At 65.8% G+C, this 2,248-nt stretch carries 3 protein-coding genes; 2 read left to right on the forward strand and 1 reads right to left on the reverse strand.

Features of this window, described 5'->3' with window-relative positions; genetic code table 11:
* Together FJ386_15450 and FJ386_15455 are read left to right on the forward strand one after the other, a co-directional pair.
* Positions 1-510, forward strand: a 510-nt coding sequence (locus tag FJ386_15450; GenBank protein MBM3878082.1) for a phosphoenolpyruvate hydrolase family protein, incomplete at its 5' end; no start/stop codon positions are given.
* Positions 511-556: 46 nt separating this feature from the next.
* A complete protein-coding gene (locus FJ386_15455) occupies positions 557-1,843 on the forward strand; it encodes a hypothetical protein (GenBank protein ID MBM3878083.1) in 1,287 nt (428 codons plus the stop codon).
* A 22-nt stretch (positions 1,844-1,865) separates the two neighbouring features.
* Here the strand turns inward: FJ386_15455 and FJ386_15460 are convergent.
* On the reverse strand, positions 1,866-2,248 hold a 383-nt coding region (locus FJ386_15460), incomplete at its 5' end, for a TIGR03067 domain-containing protein (protein ID MBM3878084.1).

Below are 2,248 nucleotides of genomic sequence, written 5' to 3' on the forward strand. Positions count from 1 at the left end.
AATTTCCCGACGCACTGCATCGTGGACGGACGCTTCCGGCAAATCCTCGAGGAGACGGGCATGAGCGTGGAGAAGGAGTTCGAGATGGTCTCGCTCGCGCGAAGGATGGACTTGTTCAGCATCGTTTACGTCTCGACGCCCGCGGAGGCGAAGGCGATGGCCGAGGCGGGCGCGGACGCAATCATCGCGCACGTCGGCACGACGGTCGGCGGCAGCATCGGCGTGAAGGGCGCGGTGGGGACGATGAAGGACTCAGTGCGCCGGGTGCAGGCGGTGATCGACGCCGGACGAAGCGTCCGCAAGGACATCATTTTCCTCTCGCACGGCGGTCCCATCGCGCGCCCGGAGGACGCGGCATTCATCAACGAGCACACGGACGCGGTGGGGTTCGTGGGCGCGTCAAGCCTCGAGCGGCTTGCCGTCGAGGACTCGCTCACCGCGTTGACGCAGCGGTTCAAGGCCATTCCCGTCCGCAAGCAGGCGCTCAAGGCGATCCGCTGGCGGGAGTAACCAAGAATCCCGCTGCGCCGGTGATCGTCAGTCACGGCGCACACGCATGAAGACATCCCAGTACCCGTTGGTTCTCGCCGCCGTGCTGGCGGTGTCCGCAGCCGGTTCGTCCGCGCAGGAGTGGACGCGCTTCCACGGGCCGAACGGCACCGGCATCAGCCACGCAAAGACCATCCCGACGAAGATCGGCGACGCGGATGTGAACTGGAAAGTCGAACTGCCCGGCGTGGGCCATTCGTCGCCGGTGCTGTGGGGCGAGAAAATTTTTGTCACCACGACGGGCGACAAGGCGGGCGGGTTCAGCGTGGTGTGCCTCAATGCGCGCGACGGAAAGCAGCTTTGGAAGAAGGACTATCCGCTCGAGGCGTTCCGGCGGCACAACTTCAACCACTTCGCCTCCTCCACGCCGGCGGTGGATGCCGAGCGAGTTTACGTGTCGTGGAATCAGCCCGACCACTTCTACCTCGCCGCGCTCGACCACACGGGGAATGAGAAGTGGAAGCGCGACCTCGGCCCGTTCGTGAGCCAGCACGCGTGCGGCATCTCCCCCATCGTCCACAACGGCAGGGTCATCCTCGGCAACGAGCAGGACGACATCAAGGCCGACAAGGCCCACGCGCGCAGCGGCGAAAGCTTCATCACCGCGCTCGACGCGAAGTCCGGCTCGACCGTGTGGCAGACACCGCGCAAGAGCGTGGTCGTGGCCTACTCGACGCCGTGCGTTTACACGCCGAAGGGCGGAAAGCCCGCGCTCATCTTCAACAGCCAGGGCCACGGCATTTACGCGGTGAACCCCGACAACGGCCGCGTGCTGTGGGAATTCGAGAAGGCCTTCACGATGCGCAGCGTGAGTTCGCCGCTCATTGCCGGCGACATCATCTACGGCTCATGCGGCAGTGGCGCGGGCGGCAACTACGTCACCGCGGTGCGGGCCGGCGACGCCGCCGCGAAGCGCGCGCCCGAACTCGCCTACACCATGAAGGCTCCCGCGCCCTACGTGCCGACGGGCATCGTGGTGGGCGACCTCGTGTGGCTGTGGAGCGACAGCGGTTTCCTCACGTGCCTGCACGCGCCGACAGGCCAGGTGCGGTTTCAGGAGCGCGCGAGCACGGACATCTTCGGCTCGCCGGTGTGGGTGGATGGCCGGCTCTTTTGCGTGACGCGCACCGGCGATCTCGTGGTGGTGGAGGCGGGCGACAAGTTCAACCCGCTGCACACTTACAAACTTGGCGAACTCTGCCACTCCACTCCCGCCGTCGCGCTCGGACGGATGTTCATCCGCACGGAAAAGCGGCTTTGGAGCCTCGGCGGCGCGAAACCGGCGGCGAAGTAAACCGCGCCCGCTTCCGCCTCGTCTACTTCTTCTTCGTGAGGATCATCAGGAAGTGGCTCGTCCCCGTGTTCGTCTTCAACTCCATCGGACGCGTGCGCGCGCGGTCATTGCCCGAGCACCACTTGAGCGTGTCGCCCTCGATTTTGTAGATGCCCATGAATGACTTGCCCATCGTCGGGCCGCCGTTGCCGGTGTTGTCCATCGTCCGCACCGCGCCCGTGCCGCCGATGCGATAGGTGCCCTTGCCCATGCTGCGGCCGCCGCCGTCCTTCGCGCTGATCTCCGTCTCGGTGATGACGAGTTCGCTCACGCGCTGGCGTTGCTGGGACTTCTGGCTGCCGTCGCCATCGACGATCCAGCCCTCCCATGTGCCGATGAGTTTCGCGCGCTCGGCCTTGTCAGCTT

The sequence above is a fragment of the Verrucomicrobiota bacterium genome (assembly GCA_016871675.1).
Taxonomy (GTDB): Bacteria; Verrucomicrobiota; Verrucomicrobiia; order Limisphaerales; family VHCN01; genus VHCN01.

Excerpts from the sequence above, each read along its gene's own strand:
- FJ386_15455 (MBM3878083.1), top strand. The coding sequence starts at position 557 with ATGAAGACATCCCAGTACCCGTTGGTTCTCGCCGCCGTGCTGGCGGTG.